This window comes from Tomitella biformata AHU 1821, from assembly GCF_000524475.1.
GTDB lineage: Bacteria > Actinomycetota > Actinomycetes > Mycobacteriales > Mycobacteriaceae > Tomitella > Tomitella biformata.
In genome coordinates this window covers 1-250 of record NZ_BAVQ01000040.1, presented here as the reverse complement: position 1 = coordinate 250, position 250 = coordinate 1, and the positions used below count along the sequence as shown (strand labels likewise).

Below are 250 nucleotides of genomic sequence, written 5' to 3'. Positions count from 1 at the left end.
TACGCGTGGGCCGCGAGATGCCCTCCGCCGACTACGTTTTCGAGGTGACCTGCCGCAAAGAGGCCGAACCCCACGTGCGCCGGCTGACGGTCCAGGCGATCAGCAGGCCCGAGTTCCAACTGCGATCGGTCCGCTCCTCCCGAACCGAAAAAGGCACAGTCACCGTCCTCGCGGAACTCACCGCGACCGAGCGCGACGACGCCCTCCTAGAGGACGCCGTCAGCCGCCTCAGCCTCGAGCCCCTGGTCAC

General features: G+C 68.0%; 1 pseudogene. It reads left to right on the top strand.

Annotated features, from left to right (window positions below):
- Positions 1 to 250 (top strand): annotated as a pseudogene (locus TBIF_RS13750) (MgtC/SapB family protein); the annotation flags it as partial.